Source organism: Streptosporangium nondiastaticum (assembly GCF_003011965.1).
Lineage (GTDB): Bacteria > Actinomycetota > Actinomycetes > Streptomycetales > Streptomycetaceae > Streptomyces > Streptomyces nondiastaticus.
Genome location: NZ_PXWG01000351.1, coordinates 1 through 494, shown reverse-complemented (window position 1 = coordinate 494; position 494 = coordinate 1). Strand labels below are relative to the sequence as shown.

1 protein-coding gene is annotated in these 494 nt (G+C 80.2%); it reads right to left on the bottom strand.

Annotated elements, in window-relative coordinates; all coding sequences use genetic code 11:
* Positions 1-12 precede the first annotated feature (12 nt).
* Positions 13-494: 4'-phosphopantetheinyl transferase family protein (locus B7P34_RS36175; protein ID WP_106682292.1), on the bottom strand; the 482-nt coding region annotated here is incomplete at its 5' end.

Below are 494 nucleotides of genomic sequence, written 5' to 3'. Positions count from 1 at the left end.
CCCCCCGCTTCGTCATGCCGGGGCCGTCAGCACGACCGCGGCGACCAGCAGCCCGTCCCGCGCGGCCCAGCGGCCGTGCAGCGGTTCCCCCGCCGGCGTGCCGGGCGGCCGGGCCGTGAACGTGCCGCCGGCCGCGGGCAGCACCTCCACCTCCAGGGGCCCGGCCGGACGGCCCGTCAGCGGGAACCACGCTTTGAAGGCGGCCTCCTTCGCGCAGAACGCCAGACGGTCGTAGGCGACGGGGCCGCCGCGCCCGGGGTTCGCTTCGAGTGCGGCCAGGGCCGCCCGCTCGGCGGGCGAGAACAGCCTGCGGGCGACGGCGGCGGGCAGCGGCTCGTCGGGTTCGGCGTCGATGCCGATGCCGGGGTGGCGGCCGCCGGGCGCGACGGCCGCGGCCCGGTAGCCGGAGCAGTGGGTCATGCTGCCCACCACGCCGGACGGCCATTGCGGCGCGCCCCCGTGCCCGGGCACCAGGGGCGCGGGCGGCAGGCCCA